Raw genomic sequence first — 6,000 nt, forward strand, 5'->3', positions numbered from 1 at the left:
GACTTCTTACCAGGAATAAAAGAATGCTACGGAAACATCTCGCTCTTGGCGTCTCCGTCCTCACTTTGGCTCTCGCCGATTCAGATTATTCTGCGGCTCAGCAAGCGCTGCCAACGATCGAGATTGGCAAGCCCAGGCAGCTGGGAAGACAATCGCCCCAGACAACGACCCCCGCAAACTCGGACGGCCCCGGCAGGGACTCGGAACCGGGTCCTGCGATCGAAGGGGGACAAGGCTCCAGTCAACCGGCGCTGTTCACGAGAGGCGGAGGCTCGCTTGTGGCGCCCTCCATTCCTACGTTGCGCGCGCAACTCAACCGGACTGTCGGTTCAGTCGCCTTCGTCGATTCCAACACGCCCGAACAGCAGACGCGCTACATTGCAGATCTGAGGGACGCGCTAAAGGATACGCCCGGCGTCTTCGCTGAATCGCGATATGGCGCGGAACTTCGTCTCTCGGTGCGCGGATCGAATCTCACGCGCGACTATCACAATCGAGGGCTGGAGCTTCTGCAGGACGGCATTCCGATGACGTTCGCCGACGGCGCCGGCGACACCTATTCGATAGACCCTCACTATTACCGCGCCATCGAGGTCTATAAGGGCGGCAACGGATTGACTTACGGCGCGTCGACATTAGGCGGCGCCATCAACTTTGTTTCGCCGACGGCCTACACCGCGATCTCGCCCAATTATCTTAATCTCGAGGGCGGAAGCTTCGAGACCATACGCGGCCAGGCGCAGGCGTCCAGAATCATCGGAGACTTCGATGTCCTGCTCAACGGATCCTTCACGCATTCGCTCGGCTTTCGCGGCCATGAGAAGTCTGATTACTCGCTGATCAATGGCAACGCCGGATACAGGTTCTCGAACAATCTCGAAACCCGCATGTATTTCGGCTATTACAACACGCATCAGCAATTGCCGGGAACGCTCACTCTGGGACAGATCGCGGCGGATCCGAGGCTAACGCTGCCGCCTTTCGTCGAAGGCTTCGGCGCGTTTTATGGCAACTACGTCAATCCGGCGTCCGGCGACTGGGGATTTAGCGGCAATCAGGGCCGATATCAGCAAAACTACCGCATCGCCAACAAGACGACCTATGTCACGGATTTCGGCCAGCTCGACATCAATAGCTGGTACATCGGCCAATATCTGTATCACCCTGTCTTTGTCGTCATTCAGCAGAACACCAATAATTGGGGAGTCACGCCGCGCTTTACGTCGAAGCATGAATTGCTCGGCCACAAGAATGAAGTGATCGCCGGCGCGCGCGTCTGGGGCGAGAGCGGAAGCGACAAGTGGTGGACAAATTTCAATGGCGCGATCGCCAACCCCTATGGTTTGGCTGATCGCCCGACGCTCTTCAATTCGCTTGGCGCGCCGCCGTTTGGCAATGTCATTGGCGCCGGCTTTCCGGCATGGTCGTGGAACTCGCTGTCGCAGTTCGGATTCAACAACGGAAACAACGCGTGCGGTTTCGTCAATTATGCGATCATGCAGGACTGCCCGCTTGTCCCCTTTGTCCCGGTCGGGCAAAATCCACAGCTGCGGAACAATACGATCAACGCGTTCAATGTCGAATTCTATGGCGAGGACAGGTTTCACCTTACCGAAAATCTTATCGCGATGGTGGGGCTGAAATACATTTCCGATCGCAGGGCCACGGCGGCGCTGGGCGGAATTCCCTTTGAGCCTCTTACCGGTAGCGCTTCCAAGACCTATCACGGCTTGATGCCAAAGTTCGGAATGATGTGGCAGGCGACTCCGGATATTCAGGTCTTCTCCGATGTCACGCTGTCGCGCGACGTGCCCGACATGATCGATCTGACGCAAACGCTTTTTGCTCCACGACCGCCATGGCTTCCGAATTCGGAGGGTCTATTTGGATTTCAGCTGAATAATCTCAAGGCGCAAAAAGCTTGGACAGGCGAAATCGGCACGCGAGGCAAATACGACCGTTTCGCCTGGGATATTACGTATTACTACGCCAATATCTGGGACGAATTGCTGAAGTTCAACACCAGTCCCGCTTCCGGCACAGTGTCGGTCACGCGCAATGCGCCGAATACGGTCCATCAAGGCGTCGAGCTGGGCGGCAGCGTCGAAGTGCTTCGCGATTTGCAGGGCGAGGGCGCTGGCGACGTTTTGAAGATCGCCCAGATCTGGAACATGAATCTATTCGCCTTCAGCGGCGATCCGACATATGGAAACAATTGGCTCCCGGCGATTCCGCGTCATGTGCTGCGCACGACCGTCAGCTACAATACGAACGACGGGTTGTATATCGCGCCGCAAGTCGATTGGGTCCCCTCAGGCGCATATGTGGATTACGCCAATACGGTAAGGGCGCCGGGCTATGCCCTGATCGGACTGCAAGCGGGTCTGAAGATGGCCAATGGCCTCGAATGGTATGTGGATGCGCGCAATCTTGGCAATGTTCATTACGTCAGCGACGTCATCAGCGTCGCGAACGCCTTTCGACCGCCGTTCACGATCGCAACAGGCCTGTACGATTGGGTGCCGGGCAACCCACAGGCGTTCTATCCCGGCAATGGCGCGTCGATCTATGCCGGCGTGAAGTATCGCTTTTAGCGGCGAAATGTGCGTGGGTCAGCGAAGGTCTTGATTGGCCACGCTGACCCAAGCGCTCCCGTGAAGTTCAACGAAAATTGTTGAGAACGACGGTTCCGCCGGAGATAACCAAATCCGGATATTCGAGAGACTTAAAGTTGCCCAGCGGATCTCCCTTGACGGCAATGAGATCTGCAGGAGCGCCTTCTGTTAATTACGGCGACAGTTGCAACGCCACTGCCTGAGGCTCGGCGCGTTGCGGGAACAATCAAAGGGGAATCTTGATATTCGGTCTCGCGCGGCTGGGAGCGATCGCCTTTGCGACGTCGCGCGCCGCGGGATGAGTTCGTTTGAGCGCGATCTGGGTCAGCGGCGCAACGAAAGTGCGCGTGCTCGCGTCGCCCTCGATCGTGAATTGGCACATGATATTTTCACTGTGGCCGTTGTGGAAGACGTTGACGATACGCAACGTCGGCGAGGTTGATCCGATGATTTGCCTCGACTGCAGATAGCCAAGAAGCGGCTGTCTTGCATGTGCGGACGCTGGCAGGCTCCTTCTCAAACGATCGAGAAATGGATGTGCTGCGCGACGAAGTTCAATCATAGCTTCCTCTTAGAAAAGAATGGCTGCAATGCCACGAAATCAACCTGTCTTTGACCAGTCGGCTTCAGAAAATTGCAATCGCGTTTCGTTCTTCCTGCCCGTGGAGCCATCGACCCACCCGCTAAGGTAGTCGGAGGCCGTCGAACCGTTCAATCGTCGCGCCGGCTTGAACCACTTTGTTCCCTGCGCGGCTCGAGGGCGTCGCCCCCTCAAAAAGGAAGCGACGCCTCATTGTGTCAGAACTTGAGTTTTATGCCTGCCGAGAACGCGCGCGGCTGGCCGGCGAGGATGCCTGAGCCTTGCGCGGTGACCAGGCCGCCGGTCGGCCAGACCAGCGGCGTTTGGATCGGCGTGCCGGAGAGGAGAGAATTGGCCAGGACAAATGCGCCGGCGACATAGGTCCGATTGAAGACGTTCGAGACGTCGAAATAGAGCTCGATGTTCTTGAAATAGAAGTCTGTGAGATCGTGATTGTAGTGCGCGTTCACGTTGAACAGGCCGTAGCTCGGCAGCGTGGTGAAATTGGCGTTGTCGATCGTATAATCGCTTTTGAAAACATATTCGACGTAAGCGCCGAGACCCGAAAGGTCGCCGTAGGGCTGGTCGTATCCAAAGCGCGTCGTCAGCGTATGCATCGGCACATTGGGAATTCGGTTGCCCGAGCGATTATAAAGAGCGGGCGCGCCGCCGGCCAGAGCAACCGGCGGGAAGCCGGCCGTCACCGATCCGAGATCGTCCCAATAAGTGGTGAAGAACTGATCGTTGAACGTATAGGCCATGATCATCCGCCACCCCTCATAGGGCCGCCAATCGCCATTGAGTTCGACGCCGCGGTGGATGGAGGACGGGATATTTTGCGAATAATTAATGAACCCGTTTGTCAGCGTCAGGAGTTCGTTGCGATGCCACTCGTTGAAACCGGTGACGCTGAGGGTGAGATCGGGGCGGGGCGTCCAGTCGATTCCGAGATCGACGCCCATGTTGGTCTGGGCCTTCAGCGGATTTTGCCCGACGCCGTTCCGGGTAGTGGTGAGAAACACGAATGTCGGCGTGCTGTAGCCGGTCGAATAGCGCGCCCGCACTTGCCACTCGGGACTATAGCGATAGGTCAGCGACGCTTCCGGCGCGGTGTTCCAGTAATCATTGTCGACGGCGACCTGAGTGGGAAATCTGGGCGCCAGATTGGCGGGGTAATTATAGGCGGTGTTGACGCCCCAAACGCGATTCCAGTTGGTGCTGAACCCCACGACGCCCGTCAGGCCCGGAGCAAGAGCAATCTCTTCGCGCGCGCGCAAACCGATGTTCGACGTGTAGGAATCGATCTTGCCGACCTGGGCGCCGATTGCGCCGCTATACCATCTATTGGCGATCTGGTTGAAGAGCGGGTTGGTGGTTTTGGCGTTGCTGTAGAAGAACTGCAGGAAATGCGTCGCCGGAAATCCAAAGATCGGCACGTGACTGGTAATGTCGGTCTGCGCGGTGATGCCCACCGTCGGACCCCTCAAAGCCACGGGGCCGCCCTGTCCGCCCGGCCCAATGATCGGCGGCGGCCAAGTGCCGTTGATGATATCGAGATAGTCGTAAGTAAATTGCGACCGCCAGGTGGTGGCGTTGTCGAAATCATGCTCGAACTGAACGCCGCCAATCTGTCTGACGGAGTTTGCATGCGTGCCGAGCTGCCAGACGCTTTGGCGCGTGAGCGCGCCGGATATGCCGTTCACCGGCACGTTCAGATTGTTGCACAAGTTGAGGTTCTGAGAGACCGCGATCGAGCATCCATAATTTTGTTGAAATGGATTGAGATAGTACACATTGATATTTTCTCGGTTGATGAACTCCGATCTCAGATTATTGGCGATATATTTCACGATAACGCGATCGGTTGGGGTCACGTCCCATCTGCCGAGAAACTTGGCTTGCTTGCCTGAGAAAGAATTGCGGGTCCAGCCGCTGCTATTGGCGTCGGACGCGAAAAACGCCAGATCGAAGTCGCCGAGCGTGCTGTCCTTCACCGCCTTGCCGACGCGCACGTAATTGTTGACATAGCCGAAGCTGCCAAATTCCGAACCTGTGTGGACGCCGTCGATTTCGGCGCCGGAAAAGGACCGAAAATTGATCGCGCCCCCATAGGCGTAATTGCCGAAGAGCGCCGAGGATGGTCCGCGATAGACGTCGACGGCGGCATAGGAGTGCGGATCGAGCATATCGGTGCGGCCATTGCCGTCGGCCGTGGTGATCGGGAATCCGTCTTCGTACATCATGATGTTGCGGACGCCGGTCGGGAACCCGACGCCAAGCCGATTGCCGGAGCCGCGTATCGAAATAAACAGATCCCGCGCATTATTGCCCTGCTGTATGGAGACGCCGGGGCTGTATTCCAACACTCTCCGGACATCCGCGAGCGGCGTCGGCTTGAGGAATTTGGTGTCGACGATCGTGACGGTCTCGCCGGGCGGATCCCGGTAGATCGGCAGCTTCGCGCGGGCCGGATTGAAGCCAGGCGCATATCCCCCTTCGCCCGCCGTCGACTCTCTTACGGCCGGAATCGGCGCGCCGACCGTCGGTCCGCGCGGCGCGCCGCGAACGCCCGGGCCCGCGCGAAGCCGGCCGCCAATATCGATCGTCGGAAGCGTCTGCTGCGCATGGGCGATGGGGGCGGAGGAGAGGAGCGCGAGCGCGCCGAGCGCGGCTCCATGCATCAGTTTCGATCGGGAGCTCATTTTATGTTCTTTCGTAATCGGGGTTGAAACTCAGTCGGAGGACGCATGCGATGGGCCGTTCGCGGCCGCTGCGGGTTTCCACGGGTCGGCGAAACGTTGCGAC

3 protein-coding genes are annotated in these 6,000 nt (G+C 58.0%); 1 reads left to right on the forward strand and 2 read right to left on the reverse strand.

Annotated elements, in window-relative coordinates; all coding sequences use genetic code 11:
- Window positions 1-278 precede the first annotated feature (278 nt).
- Entirely contained in the window at window positions 279-2,594 is a 2,316-nt protein-coding gene (locus AB7F41_RS09745) for a TonB-dependent receptor family protein (protein WP_428385873.1), read from the forward strand.
- A gap of 247 nt (window positions 2,595-2,841) precedes the next feature.
- Here AB7F41_RS09745 and AB7F41_RS09750 read toward each other — a convergent pair whose 3' ends face one another.
- Both AB7F41_RS09750 and AB7F41_RS09755 read right to left on the reverse strand, forming a co-directional pair.
- A complete protein-coding gene (locus AB7F41_RS09750) occupies window positions 2,842-3,177 on the reverse strand; it encodes a hypothetical protein (protein ID WP_428385875.1) in 336 nt (111 codons plus the stop codon).
- A gap of 236 nt (window positions 3,178-3,413) precedes the next feature.
- Window positions 3,414-5,897, reverse strand: a complete 2,484-nt coding sequence (locus tag AB7F41_RS09755; protein WP_428385876.1) for a TonB-dependent receptor family protein — start codon at window positions 5,895-5,897, stop codon at window positions 3,414-3,416.
- Window positions 5,898-6,000: the final 103 nt, after the last annotated feature.

Source organism: Methylocystis sp., from assembly GCF_050251305.1.
Taxonomy (GTDB): Bacteria; Pseudomonadota; Alphaproteobacteria; order Rhizobiales; family Beijerinckiaceae; genus Methylocystis.